We start from the raw sequence: 15375 nt of genomic DNA, 5'->3' as shown, positions 1-15375 counted from the left end.
GGCCGGTTTTCGGTAAGATCGACGCAGCGATGCTCCACGCCATACTGTCGCGCCTGATCCGTCACGGGACGTTGACGGTCCGCTACCCTGACGGCGCCGTGCGGCGCTATGGAACCGGAGCGGCGCCGGAAGCGGCCATGGAGGTCCGCACGCGCCGGGCGCTCCGGCGCATGCTCCTCGACCCCGGCCTCGCCTTCGGGGAAGGCTACATGGACGGCGAAATCGTGCCGGTCGGCGGCTGCGACGTCCATGGCCTGCTCGACGTGCTGGTGCTGAACCTGGAACGGGGCGACGGCGCGCACCCGGCCGAGAGCGCCATGGGGTGGTGGCGCCGGGCCTGGAGGCGCCTCGACCAACTCAACCCGGCCGGCCGCGCGCGCCGCAACGCGGCCCACCACTACGACCTGGACGTGCGGCTCTTCGACCTCTTCCTGGACCGCGACCGGCAGTATTCCTGCGCCTACTTCCCGACCGGCGCAGAGACGCTCGAAGAGGCGCAGGCGCTCAAGAAGCGCCACATCGCCGCCAAGTTGCGGCTGGACCGACCGGGGCTGGAGGTGCTGGAGATCGGTTGCGGTTGGGGCGGCATGGCGCTGACCCTGGCCCGCGACTGGGGCGCGCGCGTCACCGGCATCACGTTGTCGGCGGAGCAGCTCGAGGTGGCGCGGGCGGCGGCGGCGGCGGAGGGCCTTTCCGACCGGGCCCGCTTCGAACTGGCGGACTATCGCGCATGGGACCGTCCGGTGGACCGCGTCTTGTCGGTCGCGATGTTCGAGGCCGTCGGCATCGCGCACTACCGCGCGTTCTTCGCCGCGGTTTGCCGCTCGCTTAAGGAGGACGGCGTCGCTCTGGTCCATTCCATCGGGCGTTCGGGCGGGCCGGGCGCCACCAACCCCTGGCTGGCCAAGTACATCTTCCCCGGCGGGTACTCGCCCGCGCTGTCGGAGGTGCTGCCGGCCGTCGAGCGCTCGGGCCTGCTGGTGGCCGACCTGGAGGTGCTGCGCGGGCACTACGCGCGTACCATCGCGCACTGGCGCGCCCGCTTCGCCGCCAACCGCGACGCCGCCGCCCGCCTCTACGACGAGCGGTTCTGCCGCATGTTCGAGTTCTACCTGGCCGGCTGCGAACTGGCGTTCAGCCGCATGGGGCACATGAACTGGCAGTTGCAACTGGCGCGCCGCCAGGACGCGCTGCCCCCGACCCGCGACTACATGCTGGGAGCCGAACGGGCCGCCGCCGTGCGTTCCGCAGCGGCCGGGGCGGTCCCCGGCGCCCCGGCCGCTCCGCCGCGGGGCTGACGGGCCGCCGCACGGCCGGCTCAGGCGGGGGCAGCTTCCACACGCCGGCGGAACAGCAGGTGGGGCCGGCGCGCGAGAGCGGCGCAGCAGGCGAACACGCACCCCGCCGCCAGCACCGGCGCCCACAAGGGCAGCCCGGTGCCGACGGCGCCGGCGAGGGCGCTGCCGCCGACGCCGCCGAGGTTCAACGCCGCCATGAACAGCGCGAAGCGCGTCGCCGCGCCCGGTCCGCGGCTCGCCCGCATGACGGCCGGCGCGAGCGCCACGAAGGCCAGCACCGGCAACGCCGACGCCATCCCGGCCGCGAGGGGCGCGGCGTGGGCCCACCCGCCCGCGAGGAGCGCGGCCACCGCGGCGTAGGCCGCCGCGCTGAACAGCAGCACCGCGAACAGGCCCCGCAAGGCCCCGAGCCGGTCCGACCACCAGCCGACCGCGAAGGCGCCCAGCGTGCCGCTGAGGAGGCCGAGCGCGGCCTGCAAGCGCGACAGCGCCTCGGCGTCCCATGCGCGTTTCTGGATCAGCTCCAGCCCGGTCCGCAACTGCACGGCCGCGACGGCCCCTTCCACCGCGATGCAGAAGGCCGTCAGCACGAGCGCCTGCCGCCGCAGCATTGGCGCCAGGAAACGCCGCAGGAGGACGCGCCGCTCCGGCCGCGCCCCCGCTTCTCGCGCCGGCCTGCGGACCAGGGAGAACCGCGCGTCCGCGGCGTCCTCGCGCACCAGCAGGAGCGGCACGGCCACCAGGGCGCCCGCCCCGGCGAGGAGGGCGGCCGCGGCGTGGAGGCCGTGCGCGGGCAGCACGGACGCGAAAACTGCGGCGCCGACCGCGATGCCCGAAACGAAGCCGGCGCGCGTGCTGGCGTTGGCGCGCCCCAGCTTAGCGGGCGGCACGCGGTCGATGATCATGCCGTCGACCGCGGTGTCCAAAAGGCAGGCGAAGGCGCTGTGGGCGGCGAGCACGGGGCTGGTGCGCCCGAGTTCGCGGGGCGCGTCTGCCACCGCGAAGAGGAACAGGAGCGCGGCGAGGGAGCCGGCGAGCGCCGCCACCGCCCAGAAGCGACGCCGTCCCATGCGGAAGTCGCCGAACCGATCCACCAACGGCCCCCAGGCCGGTTGCAGCACCCAGGGCAGCCCCACGAGCACGGCGTGCCACGCCACTTCGGACGCCGACGCCCCCAACCCGGCGTGGTGGTTGGGCAGGGCGGTGAGGGCGAAGCCGGCGACGAGGCCTTGGTAGGCGTAGAGGGAGAAGACGAAGGGGAAGCTCCATCCCGTCTGCCCGAACAGGAGGGGCGCGCGACGCCGCCCGGCCGACACGCCGCTGCCTTCTGCCACCCTCCCCGCCCCTTCCGTGTCCGCGCCGCCGCGGCCGGCGCTTGCCCGCGCGCGCGCCGCCCGGTCAAGCCCGCCCCCGCTGGCCGTCGCGGCGTTCCGGGGCCATATGGCCCGGAGCGGGGAAAGCTTGGATGATGAAGATCAACCTGGAGATCGACTGCACGCCGGAAGAACTGCGCCAGAGCTTCGGCCTGCCGGACCTGCGGCCGATGCAGGACGCGGTACTGCAGGCGATGCAGAAGCAGATGATCGACGCCGTCGCCCGCAGCTCGCCGGAGGCGCTCATGCGCACCTGGATGCCGATGTTCCCGCAATCGCCGGAGCAGATGCAGCAGATCATGGGCGCGTTCTTCCGCGGCCTGACACCGACGCCCAGGTCCTCGCCCGACGTCCAAGGCGGCGACGGGAAGAAGAAGGGCTGACGGGCGCGGTTCATGGCGATCGCGCGGCGGCAGGCGCGGAAAGGCGGCCGCGGCGGTGCGCGGCCCGTCCGGTCCCTGCGGCCGGGCCTCCTGCTCTCGGCCCTGCTCCACCTCGGTTTGGCCGCGCTCGTCGCGTTCGCGTCCTGGCAACGCCAGAAGCCGCCGGAGCCGTTGCCGCCGCCGGCCTACGAGGTCGCGTTCGAGGCCGGCGCCCCGGAGGCCCCGGCCCAGCAGGAATCCGCCCCTTCCGCACCGCCGGGCGTCGAGGCGCCCCAGGTCGAGGTGACGGAGGCGGTGCCCGAGGAGCTGCCGCCGGCTCCGCCGCTCGCGGCCGAAGAGCCTGCGGCCCCCGAAACCCTCGCGGAGCGGCTGCCGCCGGAGAAACCCGTGCCGCCGCCCCCACCGGCACCGCAGGAGGAGCCGCGGCAAACGACCGCGGAAGCCGATCCGGTGCCGCCGACCGAGGAGGTTTCCCCGGTCCCGCCCCCGCCGCCGCCCGCCCCGACGCCGCCGCAGCGGGAAGCGGCCCTTACCGCGCCGCCGAGGCCCGCCCGGCCGCCCCAGCCGGAACGGCTGCCGGGCCTCTACCTGCCGGACGCGCGGCTCAACCCGGCCCCGGCGCGGCCGGAGCAGCAGCGCCGGGGCCTGGACCTGTCGCCGCCGAGCGCCATGCGGCAGCCGGGCCGCGACTCGCCGGAAGCGCAACTGTCCGTCCGCGGTGCGCAGGTCGGGCCGGACTGGCGAAACGCCTTCCGGCGCTGGATGGACGAGCACGGGCGCTACCCGACCAACGCCGCCGTGGTGGGCGACCAGGGCACCACCCGGATCGAGTTGATCGTCGAGCCCGACGGGCGCGTGCGGTCGGGGCGGCTGCTGCGGCGCTCCGGCTCCGTGTGGCTGGACGCGGGCACGGTGTCTCTTTTCCGCAACGCCGTGCTGCCGCCATTCCCGCCCGGCGCCGACCCTTCTGGCGTAACGATCGACCTGACGATCAACTACATCCTGATCAGATGACGGTGCCGGAACCGGCGGCGGATGGCCCCGTTTGCGCAAGACTCGTTGAAGCTGAGTAGCTGGATCACCAAAATGCTGCGGTGCACAATGGCCCGAAACCAGGAACACCATCCTTAATGACATTCCTCGCCCCGTTCCAAGGCCGCGGCTTCCCCGCCGGTGGCGCCCCGATTTGGTCACGCGCGGCTGCGCCTGCCGCGCCATCGGACAGCCTGCTGGCCAGCGCCGTCGAGTACGCGGTGGACGCGGGGCAGCGCGCCGTCTTGTTCTGGGACGCGATGCGGCAGGCGGGGAACGCCTTCGTCGAGCACGAGGAAGCGGGCTGCCCGCCGGTGCTGTTCTTTAAGTGGGACATGGTGGTGGACGGCCGGCACCTGCCGCGGCCGGTGAACTACGCCCTGGTACGGATACGGGCGCCGGAAGGCGCCCCGCCCGTCGATCCCAAGCTCCGCCCCTTCGTCATCATCGACCCGCGCGCCGGCCACGGCTCCGGCATCGGCGGCTTCAAGAGCGACAGCCAAGTCGGCGTGGCGCTGCGGCGCGGGCACCCGGTCTACTTCGTCATCTTCTTCCGCGACCCGGAGCCGGGGCAGACCATCCTCGACATCACCGCGGCCGAGGGTGCGTTCCTCCGCCGCGTGCACGAGCTGCACCCAGAGGCGCCCAAGCCCGTCGTCATCGGCAACTGCCAGGGCGGCTGGGCGGTGATGATGCTGGGCGCGGCGCAGCCGGAGCTGACGGGCGCGCTGGTGCTCAACGGCGCTCCCCTTTCTTACTGGGCCGGGCAGCGCGGGCGGAACCCGATGCGCTACTTCGGCGGCTTGGCGGGCGGCTCCTGGCCGGCTTCGCTGCTCGCCGATCTCGGCAACGGCAAGTTCGACGGCGCCAACCTGGTGCTGAACTTCGAGGCGCTCTCGCCCGGCAACACTTGGTTCCGGCGGTACTACAACCTGTTCGAGAAGGTGGACACCGAGACGCCGCGCTTCCTGGAGTTCGAGCGCTGGTGGGGCGGCTACTTCCTGATGAACCGCGACGAGATCCACTGGATCGTCGAGAACCTGTTCATCGGCGACCGCTTCGCCCGCGGCGAGATCCACGCCGGCGGCGGCGCCACCTTCAACATGCGCGCCGTCCGCTCGCCCGTGGTGGTCTTCGCCTCGGCCGGCGACAACATCACGCCGCCGGGCCAGGCGCTGCGCTGGATCGCCGACGTCTACCGCGACGAGCAGGAGATCAAGGCGCTCGGCCAGACCATCGTGTACCTGCTGCACGAGGACATCGGGCACCTCGGCATCTTCGTCTCCGGCGCCGTGGCGCTGAAGGAGCACACCGAGATCGCCGAAACCTTGCAGCTCATCGACTCAGTGGCGCCCGGCCTCTACGAGATGGTCATCACCCACGACACGGGCGGCAAGTGGCAGGTGGAGTTGCAGGAGCGCTCCATGGCCCACATCCGCTCGCATTCCGAGGAGGCCAAGAACGAGGCCTTCCCGTCGGTGGCGCGCATCTCGGCGCTGAACCAGCACCTGTACGACGTGTTCGCGGCGCCGCTGGTCCGGCGGATGGCGAACGAGAAGACGGCGGAGCTGGGCCGCCAGCTCCACCCGCTGCGGCTGCGCCGCACCCTCCTCAGCGACGAGGCCAACCCGCTGATGGCGCCGGTCGCGCCGTTGGCCGAGGAGGTCCGGCGCCGGCGCGCGCCCGCTTCGCCCGGCAACCCCTTCGTCGCTTGGGAGCGGGCCTGGGCGGACATGTTCGAGCGCAGCATCGACGCGTACCGTGACATGCGCGACGCTTGGTTCGAGCGCAGCTTCCACGCCACCTACGAATGGCTCGCCACCCTGGGCATCGCCCGCGTCGAGGCGCCGGCCGAGGTGCCGGCCAACCTGCTCGCCGACGCGCCGGAGGTGCGGCAGGCCCTCGCGCGCATGTCGGAGGGCGGCTACGCGGAAGCGGTGGTGCGCATGATGATCCTGCTGGCGCAAGCGCGCGGCGGGGTGCGCCGCGACCGCTTGGTGCGCTCCAGCGCCATGATGCGCGACACGGAGCCCTTCGCTTCCATGACGCCGGAGGCGCGGCAGGCGCTGATCCGGACGCAGACGGTGATCTGCGCCATGTCGCCCACCGAGGCGCTGGAGACCTTGCCCAAGCTGCTGCCGAATGCCGCCGACCGGCGCCGGGCACTTGCAGCGGTAGAGGGCGTGGCCGGGCCGGAAGGCGAGTTGGGCGAGGCGGCGGTCGCCATGCTGCGGCGCATCCGCACCACGTTCGGCAATGGCGGCGCCAGTGGCGGCAATGGCGGCGGGCAGCCGGTGCCGTTCCACGCGGCGGCGATTCCGCTCGACTGAGGGCGCTTACCGGCCTTTGAACACCGGCTTGCGCTTCTCGACGTAGGCGTTGATCCCCTCCAAGCGGTCCTCGGTGGGGATCAACTGGTAGTAAGCCTCGATCTCGAACAGCATCCCGCTGGCGCGGTCCATCTGGAGGCCGGTGTTGATGGCCTTCTTGGCTTGGCGGACGGAGAGCGGCGCGTTGTCGCGGATGGCGCGGGCGGTCTCCAGCACGGCGGGCAGCACCTCGCCGGGCGGGCAGAGGCGGTTGACCACGCCCCAGTTCAGCGCGTCTTCGGCGGTGAAGGGGCGGCCGGTGAAGATGGCTTCCTTGGCGCGGCGCTCGCCGATGGCGCGGGGCAGGTTCTGGGTGCCGCCGCCGCCGGGCATGATGCCGCGGGTGACTTCGGTCAGCGCGAAGCGGGCGGCGTCGCTGGCGTAGGCGAAGTCGCAGCACAGCGCCAGTTCCAGCCCGCCGGCGAAGGCGGTGCCGTTGATGGCGGCGATCAGCGGCGGCGGGCAGGCCAGGAGGGAGCGGAAGCAGCGCTCGAACAGGTGGTGCTGGCGCGCGAAGTCGGCGTCGGTCATGCCGTCGCGCTCCTTCAGGTCGGCGCCGGCGCAGAAGGCGCGGTCGCCGGTGCCGGTGAGGACGACGCAGCGGTAGGCGTCCGGCTCGGCCTCCATCGCGAGGAAGACCGCGAGCAGCTCCTCGGCCATGCGGGTGGTGAAGGCGTTGGCGCGCTCCGGCCGGTTCAGCACGACCAGGAGGATGGAGGCATCCGGCTCGGAAACCTCCAGGGTGTCGAACGGGCCTGCGAGGGCGGCGGGCTGCGGCGGCATGGGTCTGGTCTCCTCCGGTGTTCGCGCCTGGAGCCTACCAGGGCGGCGCGGCGCCGGCGCCCTGGGTGCCCCGCGCGCTCCGGTCCGCCGCGATTTTGCGGCTTTCGGACGAATGGCCGGGAGTGCGCGTGGTGGCGGACGGGAGCCGGGCGGTTCGCGGCGCCGCCCTGGTGCTCCCCCGGTTTTGCTGTTTTCGGACGAATGCCGGGTTCGCCCGGGGCGGCCCGACGCGAGCCGAACCGCTCGCGCGGTCGCGCGGCGGTCCCTCGACTTTGCGGGTTTCGGACGAAAACGGCGCGTTGCGCGGGATGGCGGGCGCGCGTCGAGCAGTTTACGGAGACATTATTCCTAGCTCAACCCCGCTTGTCAAGGCGCCGCGGACGCACCCGAGGTCGCGGCCGCGGCACCTACGCGCTCGAGCGGCGGGATGGCGGTCGGGCCGGTGTCCCTGCCCTCCTCGACGGCGTGGCACGCGACAACCGTGCCGGGCGTGCCGCGCGCCGGCTTCAGGACCGGGTCCTCGCGGCGGCAGCGGTCGTTGGCGAGCGGGCAGCGCGGGTGGAAGTGGCAGCCGGTGGGCGGGTTGATCGGGCTCGGCACCTCGCCGCCGACCGGGATGCGCTTGCGCCCGATCATCTCGAGGTCCGGGATCGCGTCCATCAGGGCGCGCGTGTAGGGGTGGCGCGGCGAGACGAAGACCGACTCCGCCGGCGCCAGCTCCACGATCCGGCCGAGGTACATCACCCCGATGCGGTCGGAGATCTGCCGCACCACCGCGAGGTTGTGGCTGATGAAGAGGTAGGTGAGGCCGAGGTCGCGTTGCAGGCCCTTCATCAGGTTCAGGATCTGCGCCTGCACGGAGACGTCGAGGGCGCTGGTGGGCTCGTCGCAGACCAGGAAGTCCGGATTCGAGGACAGCGCGCGGGCGATGGAGATGCGCTGGCGTTGGCCGCCGGAGAACTCGTGCGGGTACTTCTCCCCGTCGAGCGGCGACAGGCCGACCTGGGTCAGGAGCTGCGCCACGCGCTCCCGCTGCGCCGCCCCGCCCCGCACCAGGCCGAAGGCGCGGATCGGCTCGGCCACGATGTCCAGCACGCGCCAGCGCGGGTTCAGGCTGGCGTAGGGGTCCTGGAAGATCATCTGCATCCGCCGGCGCTTCTCGGCGGAGGCGCGCGCCTGCTCGAGGTCCACGCCCTCGAACAGCACCTTGCCCTTGGTGGGCGGGTAGAGGCCCACCACCAGCCGCGCCACGGTGGACTTGCCGCAGCCGCTCTCGCCGACCAGCGAGAGGGTGGTGCCCTTCGGGATGTCGAAATTCACGCCGTCCACGGCGCGGAGGATGCGCCTGGGCTCGCGCGCGAGCAGGCGTTGCAGCGGCGGGCGGGAAACGTCGAAGTAACGGGCGAGGTCCGTCGCCTCGACGACCGGGACGTTGGCGGGCAGGTCAGACATGGAGGGGCTCGCCGGGCGCGTAGAGCCAGCAGGCGGCGCTGGTGGAGCCGGCGTCCAGCAGGTCCGGCCGCTCCTTGACGCAGCGGTCGAAGACCTTGGGGCAGCGCGGGTTGAACGGGCAGCCGGGCGGGATGGCGTTGAGGCGCGGCATGGAGCCGTCGATCTGCGCCAGGCGCTCCACCCGGTGGTCGAGCGGCGGGATCGAGTTCATCAGGCCGACGCTGTAGGGGTGGTGCGGGCTCTTCACGACGTTCCGCACCGGGCCGATCTCGATGACGCGGCCGGCGTACATCACCGCGACGCGGTCGGCCGTCTCCGCGATCACGCCCATGTCGTGGGTGACGAGCATCATGGAGGTGTTCTTCTCGCGCGCCAATCCCTTGAGGAGCGCGATCACCTGCGCCTGGATGGAGACGTCGAGCGCGGTGGTGGGCTCGTCGGCCACCACGAGGCGCGGTTCGGCGCAGAGGGCGAGCGCGATGACGACGCGTTGGCGCATGCCGCCGGAGAACTCGTGCGGGTAGCTGTCGATCCGCTGCGCCGCGGCGGGGATGCCGACCATCTCCAGCCAGCCCACCGCGCGCTTCCGGGCCTCGGCGTTGGAGAGGTCGAGGTGGGTCTGCATCGTTTCCACGAGCTGGTGCCCGACGGTGTAGAGCGGGTTCAGCGTCGTCAGCGGGTCCTGGAAGATGGCGCCGATCCGGCGGCCGCGGATGCGACGCATCCGCTCGGGGGGCAGGTTGTCGATGCGCTCGCCTTCCAGGAGGATCTCGCCGCGGGCGATGCGGCCGGGCGGCTCCAGCAGGCCGATGATGGCGGCGCCGGTCATCGACTTGCCGGCGCCCGACTCGCCCACCACGCCCAGGATCTCGCCGGGCGCGATGGAGAAGGACACGTCGTTCAGGGCGACCAGCGTGCCGCGGCGGGTCGGGAATTCGACGCGGAGGTTCCGCAACTCCAGGAGCGGGGTGGCGGTCGTCATCGGAGCCTCGGGTTCAAGGCGTCGCGCAGCCAGTCGCCCAGGAGGTTGACCGAGAGCACCATCGCCACGAGGGCGACGCCGGGGAAGATGGTGATCCACCACTCGCCGCTCATCAGGAAGTCGTTGCCGATGCGGATGAGGGTGCCGAGCGAGGGCTGGGTCGGCGGCACGCCGACGCCGAGGAAAGAGAGCGTCGCCTCCGCCAGGATGGCGAAGCCGAGGTTCAGGGTGGCGATCACCAGCACCGGGCCGAGGACGTTGGGCAGGACGTGGGTGAGCATGATGCGCAGCCGCGACAGGCCGATGACGCGGGCGGCCAGCACGTACTCCTTGTTCCTCTCGACCAGGGTGCTACCGCGCACGGTGCGGGCGAATTGCGGCCAGTTGCTGATGCCGATGGCGAAGATCACCACGAAGAGCGCGATCTGGTCGTGGGTTTCCCGCGGCAGCGCCGCGCGCACCACGCCGTCCACCAGCAGCGCCACCAGGATGGAGGGGAAGGTGAGCTGGATGTCGGCGATGCGCATCAGCACCGCGTCCGCCGTGCCGCCGAGGTAGCCGGCCAGCAATCCGACCGAAACGCCGACCAGCGTGGAGAACAGCACCGCGCACACGCCCACCAGCAGCGACACGCGGGCGCCGTGCATGATGGCGGAGAACACGTCGCGCCCCTGGTCGTCGGAGCCGAGCGGGAAGGCGGCGTCGCCCTCCTCCGCCCAGGCCGGCGGCTTGAAGGCGTCGGACAGGTTCAAGGTGGCGAGGTCGAAGGGGTCCTGCGGCGCGACCCAGGGCGCGAGCACGGCGCCGCCGATGCAGAGCAAGGCCACGATCGCGGAGAGCACCGCGACCGGCGAGCGGCTGAAGGAGTACCAGAGGTCGCTGTCGAAGAAGCGGGCGACGGCGGAGGGACGGGCGGCGGAAGCGGCCACGGGTCAGGCCCTCCCCGCCGAGGCGCCGCGGTCCACCCGCAGCCGCGGGTCCACGGCGTAATAGAGCAGGTCCACCACCAGGTTGATGGTCACGAACACCAGCGCGATCAGCAGCAGGTAGGCGGACATGACGGGTATGTCGGCGACGCCCACGCTTTGGATGAAGAGGAGGCCCATGCCGGGCCACTGGAACACCGTCTCGGTGACGATGGCGAAGGCGATGATGGCGCCGAGCTGGAGGCCGGCGATGGTGATGACCGGCACCAGAGTGTTCTTCAGCGCGTGCCCGAAGTTCACCGCGCGGTCGGACAAGCCGCGGGCGCGGGCGAACTTGATGTAGTCGGTCCTGAGCACCTCCAGCATCTCGGCGCGCACCAGGCGCATGATGAGGGTGAGCTGGAACAGGCCCAGCGTGATGGAGGGCAGGATCAACGCCTTGATGCCGCCCCAGGTCAGGAAGCCGGTGCTCCACCAGCCGAGCTGCACGACTTCGCCCCGGCCGAAGGACGGCAGCCAGCCGAGCCAGACGGAGAAGATCAGGATCAGCAGGATGCCGATCAGGAAGGTGGGCAGGCTGACGCCGATCAGGCTGAAGGTGAGGAAGAAGCGGGACAGCCAGGAGCGGCGGTAGAGGCCGGTGAAAACGCCCATAGGCACGCCCACCAGCAGCGACATGGCGGCGGCGCACAGGGCGAGTTCCAGGGTGGCCGGCGCCCGCTCGGCGATCAGCTCCGCCACCGGGCGCGACAGCCGGTAGGACAGGCCGAACTCGCCTTGCGCGGCATTGCCGACGAAGCGGGCGAACTGGACGAAGAAGGGCTGGTCGAGGCCGAGGTCGCGCACCAGGGCCTCCCGCTGCGCTTCCGTGAAGTCCTGGCCCAGCATGATGGCGACCGGGTCGCCGACATAGGCGAACATGGCGAAGGAGATCAGCGCCACCACCAGCATCACGGGCAGCGCTTGCAGCAGGCGCGAGACGATGAAGGCGAACACCCGGGCGGGTCCCTAGTTCACCACCGCCCAGCGGAAATAGGGCTGGTTGTTGGCGGCGTGCGGGATGGAGAGGTTCGCGCGCACCGCCCATGGGATCATCTGGTGGTGCAGGGGCACGTGGGGCACGTCCTCGCGGTAGAGGTGCAGCCCTTCGCGGACGGCGGCCTGCCGCGCCGGGCCGGATTCGGTCTTCATGCGGGCGATCAGCTCGTCCATGCGCAGGTTGGAGTAGCGGCCGAAGTTCCAGATGCCGTCGCCGGGCGCCGAACCGCGGGAAGCGAGCAGCGACTGGAAGGAGTAGAGGGCGTCGAGCGTGGGGACGCCCCAGCCGAGCATGTAGACGGAGGTGTCGTCGCGCTGGATCTGGGCGAAGAAGGGCGCCAAGGGCTGCGCCTTGAGCGAGGTGCGGACGCCCACCCGGGTCCACATGGCCGAGATGGCCTGGCAGATCTGCTCGTCGTTGATGTAGCGGTTGTTGGAGCAGTCCAGCGCGACCGAGAAGCCGTTCGGGTAGCCGGCTTCGGCGAGCAGCGCGCGGGCCTTCGCCTGGTCGTAGGGCAGCCGCACGTCCTCCTCGCGGGCGTAGCCGTTCACCTGCTCCGGGAAGAGCGTGCCGGTGACGACGCTCTGGCCGCGCATGGTGGTGCGGTGGATCGCCTGGATGTCGATGGCGTGGTAGAGCGCCTGCCGCACCCGGAGGTCCTTGAAGGGGTTCTTGCCCTTCACGTCGCTGTAGAGCAGCTCGTCCCGGAACACGTCGAAGACGATGTAGAGCGTCCGCACCTCCGGCCCTTCGATGACCTTTGTGCCCGACGCGGCGCGGAGCCGGTTCAGGTCCTGGAGCGGCGGGTCGAGCACGAAATCGACCTCGCCCGAGAGCAGCGCGGCGATGCGGGTGGCGTCGCTGGCGATGGGGCGGAAGACGATCTCGGTGACGTTGCCGACCGGCTGCTCGCCCTGCTGCTGCCCCTGCCAGCCCCACCAAGCGTCGCTCCGCGCCATGACCGTCCGCACGTCGGGCTCGCGTGCGGCGAGGCGGTAGGGGCCGGTGCCGTTGGTGTTGCGGACGGTGTGCATCTCCTCGCGGGCGCGGGTGTTCTGCGGCCGCGTGGCGTTGTGCGCCTCCGACCAGGGCTTGGACATCATGTAGACGCTGATGATCTTGTTCGGGAGGATCGGGTCGGGGACCTTGGTGACGATGTCCACCGTCCGCTCGTCCACCGCCACGGCCCGGTCGATGGTGTCCACGAAGATGCCGAAGTTGCTGGTGGGCTGCTGCGCGCGGGCGAAGGAGAACACCACGTCCTCGGCGGTGAAGGGCTCGCCGTTGTGGAAGCGCACCCCTTGGCGGAGGTTGAAGCGCCAGCGCGTCGGCTCCTCCTGGGACCAGCTCGTGGCCAGCCCCGCTGCCGGCGAGAGGTCCGGGTTGCGCGTGACCAGGCCCTCGTAGATCTGCTGGAGCACCATGGTGACGGTGCCGACGTTCTGGCTGTGCGGGTCCAAGGTGTTCGGGTCGCCGCTCGCGGCCCAGCGCACGGTGCGCGCGGGCGCGTCCGCCGCTGTCGCGAAGAGCGTCAGCGCCGCCAGGGCGCCGGCCCGAATCCATGCCAGCATCGCAGCGACCTCCTTGCCGTCCAGCCTTCCCGGCCCGGTTTTCCGGGTCCGGGGGCCCTTTAGGGCGCGGCCGGTCCGGGCGGAAGTGCCCCTTCGACGGCCGCGGCTGCCGGGGCTTCTTGCGCCGCTTCCTGCTCGGCGGCGCCCTTGGCCCAGTCCCTGAGCAGGGTGTACCCCACCGCGAGCAGGACCGGGCCGAGGAAGAGGCCGAGGAAGCCGAAGGCGAAGACGCCGCCGAGCGCGCCGAGCAGGGTCAGCAGCAAGGGCAGGTCGGCGCCGCGGGAGATGAGCCAGGGCCGGATCACGTTGTCGGCGCTGCTGATGCCGAAGGCGCCGTAGAGGCCCAGGAAGATGGCTTGGTAGGTCTGCCCTTCGGAAAACAGCCAGAGCGTCGCCGGTATCCAGACGATCGGCGCACCCACCGGCAGGATGGAGATCACCCCGGCGATCACGCCCAGCAGCACGGGCCGCGGCACGCCGGCGATCCAGAGGCCGAAGGTCGTCATCACCCCCTGCACGAGCGCTGTGCCGAGCAGGCCGAACACCACGCCGCGGGTGACGTCGCCGGTGAGGCCGAGGAACCGGCGGGCGCGCGGCCCGGCGAGGCGGGTCAGCGTGGATTCGCTCCAGGCCGCGATGGCGACGCCGTCGCGGTACAGGAAAAAGGCGAAGAAGATGGCGAGGAAGACTTCGGCGATGCCGGACAGGACCGCCAGCAGGAGGGACAGCGCGGCCTGCGCCACGGTGCCGGCGTAGGGCTGCGCCATCTCCACGACGCCGGACACGCCGAAGTCGAGCCCCGCCGTCCACGAGGACAGGTAAGGGCCGACGAGCGGCAAGCGGGCGAGCCAGTCGCTCAATCCCGGCATCCCTTGGTTCAGGAACGCCTCGACCGACGCGCGGAGCCCCTCGACGTCCTCGAGCCGGCGCGGCGCGGCGAAGAACAAGGGCAGGCCGATGAGGAGGAACTCGAGCGCGACCATTGCGCCGGCCGCCCAGCCGGGCGACAGGCGCAGCCTCTCGCGCAGAAGGCGGAACGCGGGCCACGTCGAATACACGAGGATTGAGGCCCACAGCAGGGCCGACAGGAACGGGCGCAGCACCAAGAAACAGCCCACCGCCCAGGCGATCGCCAGCCCCACGGCGGCCAGCAAGGCGAGCGCCTTGGCGGGGGTGATCGCGTCCTGCCGATGCTGTTGCTGCTCCATCCCGCGTTCCGCCTTCTCCGCGACCGCGTCCATCCCGAGTCGCCCCCGCGCCGTGCCAAGCCGGGCGTATAGCGCGCCTAGCCAGTCCGCGCCGCCACCGTTAGCGTGCGCGGGGCCGCCATCGCCGCAGCGCGCAGCTTCGAGGGAGACAGCGCCATGCCGCGCTTCGCCGCCAACCTGTCCATGATGTTCACCGAGGTCCCCTTCCTCGACCGCTTCGCGCGCGCCCGCGCCGCGGGCTTTGCCGCCGTGGAGTTCCTGTTCCCCTACGAGCACCCCGCCGGGGAGATCGCGCGACGGCTGCGGGACAACGGGTTGTCGCAGGCGCTGTTCAACGCGCCGCCCGGCGATTGGGGCGCCGGCGAACGCGGGTTTGCCGCGCTCCCCGGCCGCGGCGCCGAGTTCCGGGACGGGATCAAGCGCGCCCTGGAATACGCGGACGCGCTGTCCTGCCCGCTCCTGCACGTCATGGCCGGGTTGGCGCCGGCGGACGTCGCGCGGGACACGTTGCTGGCGACATACGCAGTCAACCTCGCCTGGGCGGCGGAGGAGTGCGCCAAGGCCGGCGTCAAGCCGGTCATCGAGCCCATCAACCATCGGGACATACCCGGCTTCTTCCTCAACACGACGGACGAGGCGGCGGCGGTGATCGAAGCGGTGGGCGGGCCGGACCGACTCGGGTTGCAGTTCGACCTGTACCACTGCCAGATCACCGAGGGCGACTTGGTGCCGACGATGGAGCGCCACCTGCCGTTGGTCGCGCACATGCAGGTGGCCGACACGCCCGGGCGGCACGAGCCCGGGACCGGCGAGGTCAATTGGCCCTTCGTGTTCCGCCGGGTCGACGAATCGGGCTTCAAGGGCTGGATCGGCTGCGAGTACCGCCCCGCCGGCGCGACGGAGGACGGGCTCGGCTGGTTCGCCCCGTACCGCGCCTGACGACGACCATCCACGGGAGG

The 15375-nt window shown here is 71.8% G+C and carries 13 protein-coding genes; 5 read left to right on the top strand and 8 right to left on the bottom strand.

All coding sequences use genetic code 11. The annotated features are described in order from the left end of the window. Positions 1–29: 29 nt before the first annotated feature. Positions 30–1298 (top strand): cyclopropane-fatty-acyl-phospholipid synthase family protein, encoded by a 1269-nt coding sequence (locus tag ABD067_RS13775; protein WP_343895884.1) that lies wholly within the window; start codon positions 30–32, stop codon positions 1296–1298. 20 nt (positions 1299–1318) lie between these two features. On the opposite strand, the gene ABD067_RS13770 is transcribed toward ABD067_RS13775, so the two are convergent. Further along, positions 1319–2632: an MFS transporter gene (locus tag ABD067_RS13770; protein ID WP_343895883.1), complete on the bottom strand. Its 1314-nt coding sequence runs from the start codon at positions 2630–2632 to the stop codon at positions 1319–1321. A 131-nt stretch (positions 2633–2763) separates the two neighbouring features. Here ABD067_RS13770 and ABD067_RS13765 point away from each other — a divergent pair, with 131 nt between their 5' ends. From ABD067_RS13765 to ABD067_RS13755, 3 genes are all read left to right on the top strand, one after another. Next, a complete protein-coding gene (locus ABD067_RS13765; protein WP_343895882.1) occupies positions 2764–3054 on the top strand; it encodes a DUF6489 family protein in 291 nt (96 codons plus the stop codon). Between the two features lie 12 nt (positions 3055–3066). Beyond that, positions 3067–4068, top strand: a complete 1002-nt coding sequence (locus tag ABD067_RS13760) for a TonB family protein (RefSeq protein WP_343895881.1) — start codon at positions 3067–3069, stop codon at positions 4066–4068. A gap of 116 nt (positions 4069–4184) precedes the next feature. Continuing rightward, positions 4185–6416 carry a DUF3141 domain-containing protein gene (locus ABD067_RS13755; RefSeq protein WP_343895880.1) on the top strand — a complete coding sequence of 744 codons (2232 nt, stop codon included), beginning with the start codon at positions 4185–4187 and terminating at the stop codon, positions 6414–6416. A 6-nt stretch (positions 6417–6422) separates the two neighbouring features. Here the strand turns inward: ABD067_RS13755 and ABD067_RS13750 are convergent, their stop codons facing one another. The 7 genes from ABD067_RS13750 to ABD067_RS13720 form a co-directional block, all read right to left on the bottom strand. Continuing rightward, positions 6423–7238, bottom strand: coding sequence for an enoyl-CoA hydratase-related protein (locus tag ABD067_RS13750; protein WP_343895879.1), 816 nt, complete (start codon positions 7236–7238; stop codon positions 6423–6425). 366 nt (positions 7239–7604) lie between these two features. Beyond that, on the bottom strand, positions 7605–8690 hold the full coding sequence (locus ABD067_RS13745) for an ABC transporter ATP-binding protein (RefSeq protein WP_343895878.1): 1086 nt from the start codon (positions 8688–8690) through the stop codon (positions 7605–7607). After that, complete coding sequence (locus ABD067_RS13740; RefSeq protein ID WP_343895877.1) at positions 8683–9672, bottom strand: ABC transporter ATP-binding protein; 990 nt, start codon at positions 9670–9672, stop codon at positions 8683–8685. The genes ABD067_RS13745 and ABD067_RS13740 overlap by 8 nt, the downstream gene beginning before the upstream one ends. After that, positions 9669–10601 (bottom strand): ABC transporter permease, encoded by a 933-nt coding sequence (locus ABD067_RS13735; RefSeq protein WP_343895876.1) that lies wholly within the window; start codon positions 10599–10601, stop codon positions 9669–9671. The genes ABD067_RS13740 and ABD067_RS13735 overlap by 4 nt, the downstream gene beginning before the upstream one ends. A gap of 3 nt (positions 10602–10604) precedes the next feature. Beyond that, on the bottom strand, positions 10605–11594 hold the full coding sequence (locus tag ABD067_RS13730) for an ABC transporter permease (RefSeq protein WP_343895875.1): 990 nt from the start codon (positions 11592–11594) through the stop codon (positions 10605–10607). A 12-nt stretch (positions 11595–11606) separates the two neighbouring features. Further along, positions 11607–13208 (bottom strand): ABC transporter substrate-binding protein, encoded by a 1602-nt coding sequence (locus tag ABD067_RS13725; protein WP_343895874.1) that lies wholly within the window; start codon positions 13206–13208, stop codon positions 11607–11609. Between the two features lie 59 nt (positions 13209–13267). Continuing rightward, positions 13268–14449, bottom strand: a complete 1182-nt coding sequence (locus ABD067_RS13720; protein ID WP_343895873.1) for an AI-2E family transporter — start codon at positions 14447–14449, stop codon at positions 13268–13270. A 123-nt stretch (positions 14450–14572) separates the two neighbouring features. On the opposite strand from ABD067_RS13720, the gene otnI reads away from it, so the two are divergent. Next, entirely contained in the window at positions 14573–15355 is a 783-nt protein-coding gene (gene otnI / locus ABD067_RS13715) for a 2-oxo-tetronate isomerase (RefSeq protein WP_343895872.1), read from the top strand. Positions 15356–15375 lie beyond the last annotated feature (20 nt).

It is taken from the genome of Craurococcus roseus, from assembly GCF_039523795.1.
Classification (GTDB): domain Bacteria; phylum Pseudomonadota; class Alphaproteobacteria; order Acetobacterales; family Acetobacteraceae; genus Craurococcus; species Craurococcus roseus.
The sequence above is the reverse complement of the archived record's forward strand: the minus strand, read 5'-3'. Positions and strand labels throughout refer to the sequence as shown.

Excerpts from the sequence above, each read along its gene's own strand:
- ABD067_RS13775 (WP_343895884.1), top strand. The coding sequence starts at position 30 with ATGCTCCACGCCATACTGTCGCGCCTGATCCGTCACGGGACGTTGACG.
- ABD067_RS13765 (WP_343895882.1), top strand. The coding sequence starts at position 2,764 with ATGATGAAGATCAACCTGGAGATCGACTGCACGCCGGAAGAACTGCGC.
- ABD067_RS13760 (WP_343895881.1), top strand. The coding sequence starts at position 3,067 with ATGGCGATCGCGCGGCGGCAGGCGCGGAAAGGCGGCCGCGGCGGTGCG.
- ABD067_RS13755 (WP_343895880.1), top strand. The coding sequence starts at position 4,185 with ATGACATTCCTCGCCCCGTTCCAAGGCCGCGGCTTCCCCGCCGGTGGC.
- ABD067_RS13750 (WP_343895879.1), bottom strand. The coding sequence starts at position 7,238 with ATGCCGCCGCAGCCCGCCGCCCTCGCAGGCCCGTTCGACACCCTGGAG.
- ABD067_RS13745 (WP_343895878.1), bottom strand. The coding sequence starts at position 8,690 with ATGTCTGACCTGCCCGCCAACGTCCCGGTCGTCGAGGCGACGGACCTC.
- ABD067_RS13740 (WP_343895877.1), bottom strand. The coding sequence starts at position 9,672 with ATGACGACCGCCACCCCGCTCCTGGAGTTGCGGAACCTCCGCGTCGAA.
- ABD067_RS13725 (WP_343895874.1), bottom strand. The coding sequence starts at position 13,208 with ATGCTGGCATGGATTCGGGCCGGCGCCCTGGCGGCGCTGACGCTCTTC.
- ABD067_RS13720 (WP_343895873.1), bottom strand. The coding sequence starts at position 14,449 with ATGGACGCGGTCGCGGAGAAGGCGGAACGCGGGATGGAGCAGCAACAG.
- otnI (WP_343895872.1), top strand. The coding sequence starts at position 14,573 with ATGCCGCGCTTCGCCGCCAACCTGTCCATGATGTTCACCGAGGTCCCC.